Here is a 16,926-nt window from a genome sequence, read left to right as displayed (position 1 = left end):
ACTCGCTTCTTTGTCATTAACCCCATCATTTATTTAGGATTCAGTGGGCTTAATGGCGCTGATTTTGGGTTTGAATGTTTATGCTCACAGGCCTTAACCGCGTTAAGTAAGGCGGTACATTCGGCGCTTAAGTGGCTATTTGTATTGTTAGAATTCGCACTGCTCGTATTAGCACTGTCAGTATGGTGGCTCTTATCGGCCTTCGCACTGTAGGCTTTGATTTGCAGTTGCTGTATCGCTGCAGCCAGTTGCGGTGACTGCTCAGCAATCTTATCTAATGTCATAGGCGTTTGCTGTAACTCACTGAAATATCGCTGCAATTGCAACATAATTCGACTCACATCGCCACTGGCGCAGGCTTGCTCTAATCCTTTCAAGCCGGAGGCAGTCACTGATTGTGCTGAACTGATTGAAGAGTTTACTGCAATTGGGGCGGCCGTTTGATTTTTTAAGGCGCGGCGCCAAGCGACTAAGGTGATAATCCAAGCGACTAGAGTGACCAGCCATAGCGTAGCAAAAACCGTGGTTAGCCAAGACCAGCCCTTATCGGCCGCGGAGTTGGTTTCCCATGTTGGTTGAGCAGGCGTATCGCTGACAGCAACGCCTTCAACGACTATGGTACGCGCGGGCAGCGTTGCAGTTTCTTGACGTTTAAGGCGCGGATTCCACCAAGGCACTTTGATTTCGGGCAAGGTAAAGGTGCCCGCTTTGCTGGGAACGATTGCCGAAGTAATACTGTACTGCGAAACAATTTGTGCATCGCGCACAAAGGTCTGCCGCTGGGGTTTTTCTGGGTATGACTTGAGTTCATCGGGCAGAGTTTGCACTATATCAGGCAGACTATTTTCATCGGCATTGGAAGCCAACAGTGTAATAGTGCGGGTGATAGGGCTACCGACGGTAAACTTTTTAATATCCTCAGGGAAGTTTTCTTTTAGCGCCACTAAATCGGCAACCAGCCATTGGCCTTGGAAGCTTGCTGGTGCGGGATTCACTTGAACTGTCAGTGAGGGCGCGCCTGCTTGCATTGGGCGGCTTTCATTAAAGCCAAACATGCCGCCGCGGCGTTGGGATTCTACCAGCACATCGCCAGCAAAGGTTGCACCTTTGATATTCACTTGGCCGGGCAAATCGGGAATGATGCCATAGGTGCGTTCAATCACGCGGTAACGTCGACCATCGACTATCTCTGAACCATCCCTATCTTCACCGATTTGTTTGATCTGTGCGCCTTCTATCACAGGTGCACTCAATACCCCCCTTTGTAATTCCACCGCCAGATAGAGTTTCACCTTGTAGGTAATGAGCTGCCCAACATAGGCTTCGTCGGTCGAGACTTTGGCATCAATGAACAGATTGTTCATTTGCGCGGGCTGGCTACCGGTTTCGACCACTTTGAGTGGAATAGGCGATGAGCTGACGCCGTCAATACTAAAGGCTGGAATGGTTAACTGGCCTTGTTGTTTTGGCGCGAGCAGTACTTGCCAGCGGGTTTCTTTGACCGCATCGAAGTTCATGATTTGCGTGCTGCGACTCACGCTAGTACGGCCGACAATAAAATCTTTCAGTAGGGCGGATGTGTCTAGCTTACCGGTATCGACTTCGTCATCGACACTGATGTTGAGCACAAAGTATTCGCCCTCCATCACAGGGTTGCGATCGACCGAGGCCTCAATTTTGCTAAGTGCAAAGGCGGGATGGGCCACTCCGATGGCAAGGAGTAGCAGGATAAAAAATTGTCTCGTCACCACTGTTCGTTATCCTTTGATATTTGGCCATTTTGACGGCGTTTTTGATATTCCAACTGCATCTTGTTGCGCAGTAACACTTGCGGGTCTTCACTCACGCCCCTCAGTGCTCGCTGCATTTCTGCGGGCAGTGGCTCGCTATTGGTTGGCGGTGCCTCGACCGATTCACTCATAGCAGCCTCTTGCTTATCTTGCGCATTTTGCTCTGGAGCTTCTTTGGCGGCAACGCTTTGCTTTTCTTGCTCAGCTGACTTTTGCTCTTCAGCATCTGCTTTAGCCTGCGCTTGCATCTTAGCTTCATTTTCTACAGGTGAATTGTCTACCTGCTCATTTTCCTGCTGAGCTTCATTCTGCTTGTCCTGAGCATTGCCATTTTGCTTATCTTGCTCAGATTGTTGCTCATCCGTTTTTTGCTGTTCAGGGCTTTGATCCGCGTCGGCATTGTCCTGTTGATCCTGAGGCTCTTGCCCTGCTTGATCTTGTTTATTTTTCTGAGCGGTATCTTGGTCAGATTGCTGTTTATCCTGCGATTTTTGGTCACCGGATTGTTGGTCGCCAGACTGCTGATCACCTGATTTGGGATCACCGGACTGCTGATCCCCTTGTTGATCTTGGTTCTTATCCTGTTGCTCGTTTTTACCTTGCTGTTGTTGCTGTTCCTGCAATAACTTTTCAGCAAGTTCAAGGTTGGCCTTCGCCGCAGGGAAATCAGCTTGTTTCTCAAGCGCGGCTTGATAGCGCTCCTTGGCCTTATCGGGTTTACCGAGTTGCATCAACGCATTGCCTTGATTGTAGAGGCCTTGGGCTGAGCTATCTTGCTCGAAGGTTTTTAGTGCTTGCTGGTAATCACCGGCTTTGTATTGGGCGCTGCCTCGCCATTGGGGCGACTCAAACTGCTTAGCGGCGTTTGCGTAATCTTGGGATTGATAGGCCTGCATCGCTTGTTGATCTGTGGTTTTCCACACATTGTCCCACACACTGGCATGGGCTGGCTGAGGCACAGCCGCGAGCAGTAAGCTGCCAGCAAGAGTGACAAATCCAACACTGGCCACGATTCCTTGTCTAAAGCTGAAAAGGGCGGGTAGCAGTAATAATAAGGCGAGGTAAGGACCGAGATCCTGCCAAGTTTCACCATCAAGATCTGTGGCTTTCGCATCGCCAGCATCGCTTAACCATTGCTGTAATTGGGCGAGATCATTACCGTCGGTGCGATTCTGGATCAGAACGCCTTTGTTATTCGCGGCCAGTTTTTGCAGCAGAGCGAAATCAGTGCTGGCCACAACGACTTCGTTGCTGCTGTCGCGTTGTAATTGTCCATCGGGTAGACGGATTGGCGCGCCTTGGCTGGTGCCAAAAGTGACGACGGCGAGGCGATATTGCGTGCCATTTAATGCCGAGTTAGCCTCATCAAACTGGGCTGTTGTGATGCCATCTGTCATCAGGATAATATCACCGCGAATATGGCCACCCTGAGCCAGTAGCGTTTTGGCTTGGGTCAAGCCTGCCGCTAAGTTTGAACCACGAACGGGCATAATCTCAGGACTTAAAGTCGGCAGTAAATTGAGTAATGTGCCGGTATCACGGGTTAATGGGCTGATAGTAAAGGCATCGCCTGCAAAGGCGACTAAACCTGTTTCACCTTCTTTAAGATTACGCAGGAGATCCGTTGCCCTAAATTTGGCTTGGGTTAACCGATTCGGCGCAAGATCGGTGGCGAACATAGATACGGACATGTCCATCACCAGTACGCGGCCTTGCTCTGCGGCAAACACAGGTAAGGATTGTTTATTCACGGCAGGTCCGGCGAGTGCCAAGGTCGCAATCAACCAAGTTAAGGCTAATAAATGCAACGGACGGCGGGATTTCTTATTGCCTTGGGTGACCAATATCTTGGCTAAGTGCGGCGCAATATAACGATTCCAAGCGCTGTGGCTCTCGTGTTGCCGCCATAAACTCAACAAGGCTAAGGCTAGCGGCACTAGGGCGAGTAGCCATTCGGGACGAATAAAATGTAGGCTCATTATTTGATGTTCCCCTGTGAAGTGGTTGCGACAGAGGGTTTAACGCGGCGCGATGCAAAGAGTGGCAATTGACCTAAGGCAATCCACAGACTCGTCAGTAATGTCAGTGCCAGCGGCCAATAGAACAGATCTGCCTGCGGACGATAGCTTAACTGGTCGCGACTCACAGGTTCGAGTTTATCGATTTCTTGGTAAATCTGGTCTAGCTCTTGGCTGTTACGGGCGCGAAAATAACGGCCGTGGGTGACGTCGGCGATATGCTTAAGTTGGTTTTCATCCAGATCCATTGAGGGATTAACCCGCTCGCGGCCAAAGAGTGTACGGCGCTCCATTACATCTGCGCCCACACCAACCGTATAAATAGTAACTTTACGATTAGCGGCAATTTGCGCTGCTTGCTCTGGTTCTATATTGCCCGCGTTGTTAGAGCCGTCGGTCAATAAAATCAATACTCTATTACTCTCGTCCATTTTATCGAAGCGTTTTACCGCTAGAGCGATAGCTTCACCTATGGCGGTTTGCTTACCGACTAAGCCAATTTGTGCTTCTTTTAAAAATTGCGCCACTGAACGTCTGTCTTGGGTCAGCGGCGCCTGTAAATAGGCGTGATCGGCAAAGAGGATCAAGCCGATACGATCACCCTTGCGGCGCTCGATAAAGTCACTGACGACGTGCTGAATTAAAGTGAAACGATCAACGGTTTTGCCATTCACCACCATGTCTTCAATCTGCATACTGCCGGATAAATCCACCGCCATCATCAAATCACGGCCTTGGCTTGGCAGTTCGATAGGTTCACCAAGCCATTGAGGACGAGCAATAGCGAGCACTAACAGGCACCACATCAGCCAGTAGCGTTTGCGGCTCTGACGCGTATTGGCCATTAAGCTTTGTTTACCCGTTTGGCTTATTCCGGGTAATTGCAGCCGGCCACCATCCACTTGTACTGTGTGTTGGCGCCAAAAAATCAAAGGTAAAGGCAATAATATCAATAGCCAAGGCCATGCAATTGTTAACATTGTGCCTCCGGTTGTTTGGTGTCAGCTGGCTGGATTGGCGCTTGGCTTTTAGCTTGAGCGTCGCCACTAGCTTGAACGTAGCCCTTAGCTAAAACAAGAGTCGACTCAGGCGCACTCAGTTTTGCTTTCGATGCCAACCAAGCCTGTGTGAGTTGATGCAATTCATTGGCTTCAGCTAAGGTCAATGGCGTTGCCTGATGGCGTTTGGCTAATAAGGGGCCGATATGTTGGCGTTTATGCTCGGGTAAATAGCTGTCTAACCAAGCCGCCCAAGCTTCGCCATCTAAGGAGGCTATTGCTTCTCTGCTGAGGTAACTCATGGCGGTGCGCTTTAATAGGCTGTTGACGTCAGAGGCATAGGACGTCGCTTGTCTATCGAGCTGATTGAGTAACTGTTTAGCGGCTTTTTTCGGCGCAAAGTCACGGGCGCGTTTTCTTAGCCAGATAACTAAGAGTGTGATGAGGGCAATCACAAGTGCTAAAACCAGCCAATAACCGATTGCCCAAGGCCAAGCGCCGATCGGATCGGGATGAATAATATCCTGCAGTTGTGCAAGGGCTGGGTTTGACGCCGTAGAAGGCATAGGTACTGCTGCCTGTGGATTTGCTATTTCTGAATTCACTGTTGCTGGATCCATAGTTAACGCAATAATTCCAATTGGTGGGCTAGGGGAGCACCCGCATCTATGAGCTGGGTGCGTACGCGCAGTTGCTGCATCATGGCGATAAAGTCCTTTTGCTGACGCAACTGAATGTCGAGCCAAGCCTGATAACTGTGGCGGGTAAGCACTAAGTCCTCATCCCCATCCCGTACCGGCAAATTAAAGTTGTGCGGTAACGGCAGTGTACCTTGACGCAGAGGATCGGTAATAAGATAGGCACCCACATCGCAATGACGCTTAAGCTCGGTGAGAGGCGCGATACATTGGGGACTAAAATGGCTGCCATCTGTCACTATCCAAACTAAGGAGCCAGGTTTGGCGATACGTTGTAATCGCTGACAGGCACGCAGGATATGGTCAGGATCGCGCTGGCCAGTGCCAACATGATTGAGCTGATTTTCGTGCACACGGCGCAGGCCTGAGATCAATTGCAATATGCCCTGACGACGGCTGCGGGGTTTGAGCTCTAAATGCTCAGATTCGCAGGCGATCAAGGCGCCGAGCCGATCGCCATGGTTAATCGCATTCCAACCTAAGGTGGTCGCAAGGTGTCCTGCTTGCACCGATTGCAGCAATAAACTCGAACCAAAATAGAGGCTTTGGCTCAAGTCGATTAACAATAAAATAGGGCGCTCACGTTCTTCGACAAATAACTTAGTGTGAGTTGTGCCCGTACGAGCGGTAACGCGCCAATCAATGGTGCGCACATCGTCGCCCTGTTGGTAGTGGCGCACCTCGGCAAACTCCATACCGCGGCCTTTGATTAAGCTGCTGCGATGGCCCGCTAAATTAGCGCGGGCACGGCTATAACGCTCAGGCATAGCTCGGGCGATATTTTGGCACGCCAGCAGCTCTTGCTCGGTTAAATGCAAGCCATCGGCAAAAAGCGGCAAGCCATCGACCGAGGCTGAGAGTCGCGCTGTGTCACTCATCTTATTTCACCTTTATCTTCACCGTTAAGGTACTGCAACTTGACTTAAGATGTGGTTGATCACGTGATCGCGGCTGACACCTTCGGCCTGTGCTTGGTAGCTGAGTAGGAGTCTATGGCGTAATACATTTGGCGCGACGGCTTGAATGTCTTCCGGTGAAACAAAGTCTCGCTCGTGCAGCCAAGCACGGGCGCGGGCGCAGCGTTCTAATGAAATGGTTGCGCGCGGGCTGACGCCGTACTCAAGCCACTTAGCTAAGTCTTCGCTGTAACGTAAAGGCTCACGGGTCGCCATCACGATTTCGACTATGTACTTTTCGAGCGGCTCGGCAAGATAGATTTCCATGGCTTCGTCACGGGCGGCAAACACATCCGCCTGAGCAATCGGCTCAGTGGTTGGCAATTCGTGGGTCAGTGCTTCTTTGCGGGATTGACGCAGAATTTCGATTTCAGTCTCACCGCTTGGGTAATCAAGGTTTAAGTGCATCAGAAAACGGTCAAGCTGTGCTTCGGGCAGCGGATACGTGCCTTCGTTCTCTAATGGATTTTGGGTGGCCATCACTAAAAACAGCGGCGGTAGCTTATAGCTGTGCTTACCAACTGTGACTTGGCCTTCGGCCATGGCTTCTAATAAGGCTGACTGAACTTTGGCTGGGGCACGGTTAATTTCGTCCGCCAAGATTAAATTGTGGAAAATCGGTCCGGCTTCAAATTCGAAGGTGCCAGTTTGCGAGCGATAGATATCTGTACCAGTTAAGTCGGCGGGCAGTAGATCTGGGGTAAATTGAATGCGGTGGAAATCGCCCTCAACCCCGTCACATAAGGCTTTCACCGCACGGGTCTTGGCCAGCCCCGGTGGTCCTTCAACTAATAAGTGGCCATTGGCAATTAAGGCAATGAGCAGATTTTCGGTCAATACTGGCTGCCCTAAAACAACCTTATTTAGGTAAGTGCGTAATGCGTGGAAGCGACTCAAAGGCATGATGCTACTCGTTTTATTATGTTGAAAATACGTGTGTGGGCTATAGACAACAGCTATGGTAAAGAATTCCCTTAGGGTTTGGCTAGTGTTAAAAAAACAAACAGGTGTTTAAAACTTGCTGACAAGAAGTTAGAATCAGATCACACTTTAATGGTCAGACCTGTTATTGGGCGTTTTTCGCCGTAAAACAATGGGTCAAACACGGAAATCGATAGCGCCGCCTGAAATCTCTCAGCGATTGCGCACATAAAGAGGGTGACAAATGAGTGATAGACAACAGGTTACGAACGCCAAGGGTGAACGTATCGCCATTGTAGCGGGTTTAAGAACGCCCTTTGCAAAGCAAGCCACGGCATTCCACGGCGTATCGGCGCTCGATATGGGCAAAATGGTGGTCAATGAATTATTGGCGCGCTCAGAACTCGATCCTAAGCTGATTGAGCAATTAGTCTATGGACAAGTCGTGCAAATGCCGGCTGCACCTAACATTGCCCGTGAAATCGTACTCGGTACTGGCATGAATGTGTCGACCGATGCCTATAGTGTCACTCGCGCCTGTGCAACTAGCTTTCAATCTGCCGTAAACGTGGCTGAATCTATCATGACGGGTAATATCGAAATCGGTATTGCGGGCGGCGCCGACTCTTCCTCTGTATTGCCTATCGGTGTATCGAAAAAATTAGCCCATGCGTTAGTCGATCTGAATAAAGCCCGTAGCTTTGGGCAAAAGTTACAAATTTTCCGCCGTTTAGGTTTAAAGGATTTATTACCTGTGCCGCCTGCGGTGGCAGAGTACTCAACGGGCTTGTCTATGGGACAAACCGCCGAGCAGATGGCAAAAACTTACAATATTAGCCGTGCCGATCAAGATGCCTTAGCGCACCGCTCACATACCTTAGCGAGTGAAACTTGGGCTTCTGGCCATTTGCGTGACGAAGTTATGGTCGCGCATATACCGCCGTATAAGCAGTTTATCGATCGTGATAACAATATCCGCGAAAACTCGGTACTGGAGTCATATGCTAAGTTGCGTCCTGCATTCGACAAACAACATGGTACTGTGACGGCGGCCAATAGTACGCCACTGACTGACGGTGCCTCAGCGATTATCCTGATGAGTGAAGGTCGAGCCAAAGCCTTAGGTTATCAACCTATTGGTTACATTAAGAGTTACGCCTTTAGCGCCATTGATGTCTGGCAAGATATGCTGATGGGGCCATCCTACGCGACGCCACTGGCGTTAAAACGTGCTGGAATGGAATTAGAAGATCTTACCCTGATTGAAATGCACGAAGCCTTTGCGGCGCAGACATTAGCGAATATGCAGATGTTTGCTTCGAAAAAATTTGCCGAAGAAAAACTCGGCCGCAACCGCGCGATTGGCGAAATCGACATGAGCAAGTTTAACGTGCTCGGTGGCTCGCTCGCATATGGTCATCCTTTTGCGGCAACGGGAACCCGTTTAATCACCCAAGTGTGTCGTGAGCTTAAGCGCCGTGGTGGTGGAACTGGCTTAACGACTGCCTGTGCGGCCGGTGGTTTGGGTGTGGCTATGATAGTGGAAGTGGAGTAATCGGCATGGAAAAGACCTTTAATTTAACCCGCCGCGACGACGGCATTGCCATTTTGACTATGGATGTTCCTGGCGAAACCATGAACACCCTAAAAGCACAGTTTGGCCCTGAAATCAGTCAGATTCTGGCTGAGATTAAAAGCGATCCTCATATTCGTGGACTCGTGCTGATCTCTGGCAAGAAAGATTCTTTTGTCGCGGGCGCGGATATTTCCATGCTCGATGCCTGTAAAACGGCGGCCGATGCCAAAGCCTTATCCCAGCAAGGGCATGTGGTTTTTAATGAATTAGAAGCTTTAAAAATTCCTGTAGTGGCGGCAATCCATGGTGCCTGTTTAGGCGGTGGTTTAGAGTTAGCCTTAGCTTGTCATCAAAGGATATGTAGCGACGATGGTAAAACCATGCTCGGCGTACCGGAAGTTCAACTTGGCTTATTACCTGGCGGTGGTGGGACTCAACGTTTGCCTCGTTTAGTCGGTATTACCATCGCCTTAGATATGATGCTAACCGGCAAACAAATTCGTCCTAAACAAGCCTTGAAAATGGGCTTAGTGAATGATGTTGTACCGCAGACCATTTTGCTGCAAACCGCAGTTGAGATGGCGCTTGCTGGTAAACGTGCACCGAAACCTGTTAAAAAGTCACTCGTTAATCAAGTGCTTGAAGGCACGAGCTTTGGCCGTAACATTATTTTCGATCAAGCGACTAAACAAGTCGAAAAGAAAACCCAAGGTAATTATCCAGCACCAGCCAAAATTATTGACTGCGTGCGTCAAGGGATTGCGAAGGGGATGCAAAAAGGGCTAGAAGTCGAAGCGAGTCACTTTGCCGAATTAGTGGTATCAAAAGAATCTGAAGCGCTGCGCAGTATTTTCTTCGCCACCACAGAAATGAAGAAAGAAACCGGCGCTGAGGGTGCTACTCCGCGTAAAGTGAAGAAAGCGGTGATCTTAGGTGGTGGTTTAATGGGCGGAGGCATCGCCTCTGTGACTACCACTAAGGCTAAAATCCCTGTTAGGGTCAAAGACATCAGCGAAAAAGGTTTAAGCAATGCATTAGCCTACGCTTATAAGTTGTTGGATAAAGGGGTAAAGCGCCGCCATATGACGCCTGCTGCCCGTGACAACTTAATGGCACTGATGACTACAACCACTGAGTATAAAGGCGTTAACGATGCCGACATCGTTGTGGAAGCGGTATTTGAAGACTTAGCGCTTAAGCATCAAATGGTGAAAGACATTGAGCGTGAGTGTGGTGAGCACACTATTTTTGCGTCAAACACCTCATCTTTACCTATTAGCCAAATCGCCGAAGCGGCAACGCGTCCTGAAAATGTGATTGGTCTGCATTATTTTTCGCCAGTAGAAAAAATGCCGCTGGTGGAAGTGATTGCCCATGCTAAAACGTCGCCAGAAACCATTGCGACTACTGTCGCATTTGCCCGTAAGCAAGGTAAAACACCGATAGTGGTGCAGGATGGTGCGGGTTTCTACGTGAACCGTATTCTGGCGCTGTATATGAACGAGGCTGCGCAATTATTACTTGAAGGCCAAAGTGTTGAACATCTGGATAAAGCCTTAGTGAAGTTTGGTTTCCCTGTGGGACCGATTACTTTACTCGACGAAGTGGGTATCGACGTGGGCGCAAAAATTTCACCGATCCTTGAGAAAGAATTGGGTGAACGTTTTAAAGCGCCAGCGGCATTTGACAAGCTTTTAGGTGACGATCGTAAAGGCCGTAAAAATGGCAAAGGTTTCTATCAATACGGCGCATCGAGCAAGAAAGCTAAAGCTGTCGATGAGAGTGTTTATGGCGTGTTAGGCATTAAGCCTGGCACCAATAAAGACGCAAAAGCGGTTGCCGAGCGTTGTGTCGTACAAATGCTCAATGAAGCGGTGCGTTGTTTAGATGATGGTATTATTGCATCGCCAAGAGACGGTGATATTGGCGCCATTTTTGGTATTGGCTTCCCGCCATTCCTCGGTGGCCCATTCCATTATATTGACACTTTAGGCGCCGCGAACTTAGTGAAGATCCTTGAAGGTTATCAAAGTCAATTCGGTAACAGATTCGAACCTTGTGAGCGCTTAAAAACCATGGCGCAAGAAAACGCGAACTTTTTCTAAGTTTCAGTGAATCTAAGTCATAGTTAATCAAAATTGAACAAAAAAGCGGCAGTTTGTTGCCGCTTTTTTATTGCCACAAGGCATGTTTTTGCCTAAAAAATGTTCATATTGGATGTGGATCTTGTATAACCCGAGCCCTTTATCGAGAGTTCGGTGTTACGTGTTCTGTACTGAGAGCGTAGCGATGAATGAGTGTTGCTCGTTTATGCATAGTGCGGAAAACTTTTTATCCTGCCGTTAAAATGACGTATTTAACATGTGCATCAATCACCAAGACTACGCGAGTAGCATCCGCATTTTAATGAGGAATTAATTTCTCTACCTTTATGATTTATTTAGTTGTTTTTAAAGAGGTGGTTTGTGGTTTTGCTGGTTATCTTTATCGCATTAATCTCGGCTTGGTACTTCGGCTTAGCTGCATTTACCGCAGGTTTTACTGTTAAGCATTGGGTGCTGCTGGGTTTTGTGCTCGGGCCTCTGGCTTATCCACTCTTTACGACACATAGTCATTTAGCCTTGAGGAAAATCCGTTATAGTGAGGAAGGGATATTAAATAGCTAATTTATTAATTTGTTAGGTAATTTCCATGACTATTTAGTACTTTTATATTCACTTAAAACTAAAGGGAGTCAATGCTCCCTTTATTGTTTCTAAGCTGCGCTAACTTAATTAACTATCACTGTACATGAGTTAGACTCATGGCTACAGAACTTAAATTAGTTCCACCAACCTTTTGCTGAAATCACTTCAAGGTGATTCAAGCCTTCAGGCAACTTAACTTTTTTACGCGCTGGCTTGGATAAACCGAGTGCTTTTTTGATAGAATTTAACATAGTCACTCTCCTTAACCTGATTAATGTTATGCAACTTCAGAGTTAATGAACTTCACGCATGGATGACCTGCAACTTCAAGTGATTTGAATTTCACTGCAGGATGACCAGCAACCTCAAGTGATTTGAACTTCACAGCAGGATGACCAGCAACCTCAAGTGATTTGAACTTCACAGCAGGATGGCCAGCAACTTCAAGTGATTTGAACTTCACAGCTGGATGACCTGCAACTTCGAATGGTTTGAATTTGACTGCAGGATGACCAGCGACCTCAAGTGATTTGAACTTCACAGCAGGATGGCCAGCAACTTCGAGTGGTTTGAATTTGACCGCAGGATGACCAGTAGCTTCAAGCGATGTTTGTCCAGAATTGGAAGTCGCTTCAAGTGCTGCAGAATTTGCTACAAAGCCAATTGAAGATAATAGAGTAACTGTTACTAGGATTCCTTTAATCATTCTAATTCTCTCAGGGTAGTTGATATTGATTTATTATTGACACTGATAGTGCTATTGCACTTGTTGTGCCAATGTTATAAATCCGAATCAAATTGAGAGTAAATGATTAAGTAATGTTACTCCTAGTGTTTGGCTTTGCCATGTCTTCTTGGAGTAGCAGGGTAAATTCGGTCTCCTTTATGGCCTTACTAAAAATATAGCCTTGAATTTCTTCACAGTTTAGTGCCCGTAAAATGTTCAATTGTGCTGTTTGTTCTACCCCTTCACCCACAACAGAAAGCCCCATGTTATGGGCGATGGTGATAATAGAATCGACCATTTTGAGATCGCGATCAGATTTATCTATATCGTCAACAAAGGCTTTGTCAATTTTTAAAGTATGAATAGGAAAGCGTTTTAAGTATGAAAGGGACGAGTACCCTGTGCCGAAATCATCGAGTGCTAAACTGACGCCCATTTTAGCCAATTGCTGCATGACGATAATCGCTGTTTCCGGCTGTTTAATGACGGTTCCCTCAGTTATTTCTAATTCAAGATGACATGCGGGGAGTTTAGTGAGTCTTAATATTGACTCTATTCGCTGTTGAATATCAGGCAGTGCAAATTGACGTGACGATAAATTGACGGCGACTCTGCCGCTGAATATGCCTTGTTCACGCCATTTCTGCGCTGCGAAACAGGCCTTGCGTAAGACAATTTCACCAATTTCAACAATCAAACCGTTTTCTTCAGCAAGTGGAATAAAGTCATTGGGGGGAATTAAACCATGTATTGGATGATTTAATCTGACTAAAGCCTCCATACCTGCAATTTTACCGCTTTTAAGATCAACCTTAGGTTGATAATAAACTTCAAATAGATCATCTTTTAAGCCTTCACGGATAAGATTTTCTATTTCTAATTGCCTAATTGCATGTTGGTTCAAGGACTCAGAATAAAACTGGTAGCAATTACCTCCCGCAGACTTAGCATGGTACATAGCAATGTCAGCCTTTCTCAGTAATGCTTGCTCGCTTTGTTCATCTTCTGGGAACAGCACTATACCAATACTTAATCCTAGGACTAGCTGTTCATTGCTAACGTCAAATGCAGGTTTTAGCCCTTCAATAATACGGTTAGCTATTGCTGCACTGGCGCTTATATCTGAACCTTTGTCTAATACAATGGCGAATTCATCTCCACCTAGACGATAAATACTGGTATTTTTAGGAAGTAAGGACTTAATGCGGGTAGCAACGAGCTTTAATAATGTATCCCCAATTTGATGGCCTAGGGAATCATTAATACGTTTAAAATTATCAAGATCAAGCACCATAAGCGCATGAGCTATTTCTCGATTCACTAGGTTATTTAAGGTCACTTGTAAGTTGGAGCGATTAGGTAGTCCGGTTAAGAGATCGTTATTGGTTAATTTTCTAAGTTCTTCTTCTTGCTGCTTACGTCTTGATATATCAGAAAAAACACCGACATAGTGTGATAATTCGCCTAACTCATCATAGATAGCATCGATAGTGAGTTCCATATGGAAGTGACTGTTATCACCTCTGGCTGCTTCGACTTCATTTGCCCAGCGACCTTGCTGTTTTAACATAGTTCTAATTTGGGTGGAGAAGGTTTCTGGATATAAATCAAATGTGAGTAAGTTGCCAATAAAATCGGTTCGGTTACGTAATGAAATTTTACAGCAAGCTTCGTTGACTTCGACAAAACGATATTCGTTGTCGAGGATAAACATGCCTTCCGAAATGTTTTCAATTGCTTTTTCAAAGAGTTTTAGTTGTTCTTCCTTTTGTTTAAACTGACTAATATTTTTAATCGTTCCAGTCATTCGCAGGGCATTATCTTTGTCATCCCGCTCTACAATTTTGGCGCGGTCTAAAATCCATACCCAATTGTCGTCTTTGCCTTTTACCCTATATGCGGCTTCAAAATGATCTGTTTCACCATAAAAATGCTTATTAAGCGCTTCACGAACACGTTCCTGATCCATAGGATGTATATTACTCTCTTCATCCGATTTTCCAGAACGATGCCCATCACGGGGAAATTCAAGAGCTCCCCAGATATTGGAGCGAAAAATATTGCCAGTTTCTATGTCCCAGTCCCACATTTCATCACCACTTCCCCAAAGGGAAAGTTTTAATCTTTCTTCGCTGAGGACAATTTGTCTTTGCGTTTCTCTACGACGTAAAATGGCTTTTACTATTATAAATGAAATAAATATTGTAATTACTACATATATCGATTTTGCTTGAAATGATGACCACCAAGGAGGCGTTATAATGACATCAAGCTCTTTTGTTACAGATTTTTCACCGGAAAGTGAATCAACGGCATAAACTTGAAAAGTATATTTTCCAGGTGATAAGTTTGTATATGTAGCAGAGTTCGTTCCATTTGCTGATATCCATGTATCAGAAAGGCCATACATCCTATAATGGTAGTTGGTAGATGAGTCGTCTGACATAGGCGATATAAAATTAAATGAGAATGGATAATCTGAATACTTTAAGGTTATTTCGTTTTTAGTTGGTTTTTTTTTGTTAACAAAGTTACTTTCATTTTCTTGTATGATATTAAAGACTAAGAACTCTGATATTTCCGTTTTGTTTATTTTTCTATTATTAATGTAGTTTACTACATTAATAGGAGATACCAAGCTAACTCCATTGATACCTGCAAGTAAAACATAACCATTAACATCTATTCCACTCGGCGAGTTATATTCATACTGACTTCCATTTGACGTTTTTAAAGTGTATGATTTCTTATTTTTCTTTTCATATATAATCACTTCGCTTAATGATGCAGCAGTCAAAAAGTTATTGCTATTAACTATGGAGTAAATTTCTTTTTTGTTAGAAAATACTTCAGAAGTTTTATTGTTATTTTTATTGTAGAACATTAATGATGTAGATGTTCCAAAATAAATTCCATGATCATCTTTTACTATGCTGTATGTTATTTCTTCACTTAAATTTTTTAATAGCCCATTTTTATATTCTTTAAGGCCTCCCTGACCAGCAGTATAGATAACATCTGTCGACTCTAATTCAATGTCAAAAATAGGCTCATTTTTTTTAGTATCAACACTACGGATTACTTCTCCTTTACTGATAATCAATACCTTTCCATCAGATGTACCAGCAGCTATTAACGAGTTGTCTTTATTACTAGATAGTGATGATATTGATTTTTCACTAATCAACTTTACAGTTCCAGCAGTCTTCAGAAATAGCCCAGTGCTAGTGCCAAAATAGAGCCCGTCATCATTCAATATAGCGTATTTATATCCTTGGCTTTGAGTGTTGAAACTTTCGATTAAATTAAAGTTTTCGTCAAAAAGTTCTATCATTTCAGATTCAGATGATACTAGAAAACCCTGTGGATTTTTTGTAAGATGCCAAGTGTTATCTTTTATTAAATTAGTTTGTTGTACTAAATTTTTTACTTTTTTTATAAAAATAACACCTTGATCAATACTGCCAAGTATAAACATATCTTCGGTTGCAAAAAATGAAGATGTTTTATCTGTGCTATCTGTGGCTAGAAGTCCTACAATGCTATTTTTAGAAATATTAACTATATTTTTATTAGTGATACCATAAATAGTGTTTTTGTGTTTCGAGAGTTGAGAAAATACTCGTGGATCAATTTTTACTATTTTATTGTCCTTATACTTATATAGTCCATCACTTAATGATATAAGTAGTGTTGAGTGATCTTCTTGCTCGAAATCAATTGTTTTTTTAGCTATCTCTTTTAATTCATTCTGGGTGAGCTTAAATAACGTACCTGCATAATCTCTTATGTAATAATCGTCGCCTACTTTTATCGTTTTTTTGATTTCACTTAGGCCTTTATTTGAAAGTTCGTATGTTTTTTCTTTGTTATTTATATCTATAATTGCTTTGTTAGTTCCAACAATTAAACTCTTATCACTTGAGTTGAGGCTCCAAACAGGAGAGCTTTTTACCGACAGTCCATACTGAGAAAAGGATTCTTGAAGTTTATCATATACGACTAAGCCACTATCGGTTCCAACATATAAAATGCCTTTATCATCAATAAGTAAACTTCTAATAAAAGAGCTGGGAAGGCCTGTTCTGGTATCATTAGCATAAAAATGCTTAAAGTTTTTCCCATCAAATCGATTTAATCCATTAAATGTTCCTATCCATATATAACCATCATTGTCTTGAACGATAGACGTAACAGTGCTTTGGGAAAGTCCTTCTGGGACACCAAAAGATTGTGATTGGAGAATAATAGGAGATTTATCAGAAAAGGGAGATGCGTTTACGTCTTCGAATGCATGCAAGCTAAAAAAAGCGAGCAAGACGATTTTAAAGAGTGCTTTAGGCATAGTGTTTGTTCTTATTATCCGAGGATGCCATGAAACAATTGTGTTACATCACTTTTCCAGAAAGTGAGCGGTTTGTCAAAGTGGAGTCTGCAGAAAATCCTTTTAACAGCATGTAGATGCAGTAAAATTGTTCGGTGCTGAAGTGGTAGAACATGGGCTAGCCATGTTTTACATCAGGATTACGTCCAACACTGAAAGATACGACTATAG

11 protein-coding genes are annotated in these 16,926 nt (G+C 44.9%); 3 read left to right on the top strand and 8 right to left on the bottom strand.

The window, feature by feature from the left end:
* Positions 1-29: 29 nt before the first annotated feature.
* Genes KO531_RS14500 through KO531_RS14475 form a run of 6 tightly spaced genes read right to left on the bottom strand, consistent with a single transcriptional unit; the run spans position 30 to position 7,363 of the window.
* Complete coding sequence (locus KO531_RS14500) at positions 30-1,751, bottom strand: BatD family protein (RefSeq protein WP_219251532.1); 1,722 nt, start codon at positions 1,749-1,751, stop codon at positions 30-32.
* A complete protein-coding gene (locus tag KO531_RS14495; RefSeq protein ID WP_219251531.1) occupies positions 1,745-3,769 on the bottom strand; it encodes a VWA domain-containing protein in 2,025 nt (674 codons plus the stop codon). Before KO531_RS14495 ends, KO531_RS14500 begins: the two co-directional genes overlap by 7 nt.
* A complete protein-coding gene (locus KO531_RS14490; protein WP_219251530.1) occupies positions 3,769-4,788 on the bottom strand; it encodes a VWA domain-containing protein in 1,020 nt (339 codons plus the stop codon). The genes KO531_RS14495 and KO531_RS14490 overlap by 1 nt, the downstream gene beginning before the upstream one ends.
* Positions 4,782-5,426 carry a DUF4381 domain-containing protein gene (locus KO531_RS14485; RefSeq protein WP_219251529.1) on the bottom strand — a complete coding sequence of 215 codons (645 nt, stop codon included), beginning with the start codon at positions 5,424-5,426 and terminating at the stop codon, positions 4,782-4,784. The genes KO531_RS14490 and KO531_RS14485 overlap by 7 nt, the downstream gene beginning before the upstream one ends.
* A 2-nt stretch (positions 5,427-5,428) precedes the next feature.
* Complete coding sequence (locus KO531_RS14480; protein ID WP_219251528.1) at positions 5,429-6,382, bottom strand: DUF58 domain-containing protein; 954 nt, start codon at positions 6,380-6,382, stop codon at positions 5,429-5,431.
* A gap of 24 nt (positions 6,383-6,406) precedes the next feature.
* Complete coding sequence (locus KO531_RS14475; RefSeq protein ID WP_028761051.1) at positions 6,407-7,363, bottom strand: MoxR family ATPase; 957 nt, start codon at positions 7,361-7,363, stop codon at positions 6,407-6,409.
* A 262-nt stretch (positions 7,364-7,625) separates the two neighbouring features.
* Between KO531_RS14475 and fadI the strand changes: the two genes are divergently transcribed.
* The 3 genes from fadI to KO531_RS14460 all read left to right on the top strand — a co-directional run bounded on the left by fadI (position 7,626) and on the right by KO531_RS14460 (position 11,623).
* On the top strand, positions 7,626-8,936 hold the full coding sequence (fadI, locus tag KO531_RS14470) for an acetyl-CoA C-acyltransferase FadI (protein ID WP_014610833.1): 1,311 nt from the start codon (positions 7,626-7,628) through the stop codon (positions 8,934-8,936).
* 5 nt (positions 8,937-8,941) lie between these two features.
* On the top strand, positions 8,942-11,062 hold the full coding sequence (gene fadJ, locus KO531_RS14465; RefSeq protein ID WP_219251527.1) for a fatty acid oxidation complex subunit alpha FadJ: 2,121 nt from the start codon (positions 8,942-8,944) through the stop codon (positions 11,060-11,062).
* A gap of 360 nt (positions 11,063-11,422) precedes the next feature.
* Positions 11,423-11,623 (top strand): hypothetical protein, encoded by a 201-nt coding sequence (locus KO531_RS14460; RefSeq protein WP_219251526.1) that lies wholly within the window; start codon positions 11,423-11,425, stop codon positions 11,621-11,623.
* A gap of 298 nt (positions 11,624-11,921) precedes the next feature.
* On the opposite strand, the gene KO531_RS14455 is transcribed toward KO531_RS14460, so the two are convergent.
* Both KO531_RS14455 and KO531_RS14450 read right to left on the bottom strand, forming a co-directional pair.
* Positions 11,922-12,350 (bottom strand): hypothetical protein, encoded by a 429-nt coding sequence (locus KO531_RS14455; RefSeq protein ID WP_219251525.1) that lies wholly within the window; start codon positions 12,348-12,350, stop codon positions 11,922-11,924.
* A gap of 106 nt (positions 12,351-12,456) precedes the next feature.
* Entirely contained in the window at positions 12,457-16,716 is a 4,260-nt protein-coding gene (locus KO531_RS14450) for an EAL domain-containing protein (RefSeq protein WP_219251524.1), read from the bottom strand.
* Positions 16,717-16,926 lie beyond the last annotated feature (210 nt).

It is taken from the genome of Shewanella sp. NKUCC06_TVS (assembly GCF_019345515.1).
In the GTDB taxonomy this organism is placed as follows: Bacteria; Pseudomonadota; Gammaproteobacteria; order Enterobacterales; family Shewanellaceae; genus Shewanella; species Shewanella oncorhynchi.
Note: the sequence above shows the minus strand (reverse complement) of the source record. Positions and strands in the feature narration are given on the sequence as shown.

Coding starts and splice junctions, on each gene's coding strand:
- KO531_RS14475 (WP_028761051.1), bottom strand. CDS start 7,363: ATGCCTTTGAGTCGCTTCCACGCATTACGCACTTACCTAAATAAGGTT.
- KO531_RS14480 (WP_219251528.1), bottom strand. CDS start 6,382: ATGAGTGACACAGCGCGACTCTCAGCCTCGGTCGATGGCTTGCCGCTT.
- KO531_RS14455 (WP_219251525.1), bottom strand. CDS start 12,350: ATGATTAAAGGAATCCTAGTAACAGTTACTCTATTATCTTCAATTGGC.
- fadJ (WP_219251527.1), top strand. CDS start 8,942: ATGGAAAAGACCTTTAATTTAACCCGCCGCGACGACGGCATTGCCATT.
- KO531_RS14450 (WP_219251524.1), bottom strand. CDS start 16,716: ATGCCTAAAGCACTCTTTAAAATCGTCTTGCTCGCTTTTTTTAGCTTG.
- KO531_RS14485 (WP_219251529.1), bottom strand. CDS start 5,426: ATGGATCCAGCAACAGTGAATTCAGAAATAGCAAATCCACAGGCAGCA.
- KO531_RS14490 (WP_219251530.1), bottom strand. CDS start 4,788: ATGTTAACAATTGCATGGCCTTGGCTATTGATATTATTGCCTTTACCT.
- fadI (WP_014610833.1), top strand. CDS start 7,626: ATGAGTGATAGACAACAGGTTACGAACGCCAAGGGTGAACGTATCGCC.
- KO531_RS14495 (WP_219251531.1), bottom strand. CDS start 3,769: ATGAGCCTACATTTTATTCGTCCCGAATGGCTACTCGCCCTAGTGCCG.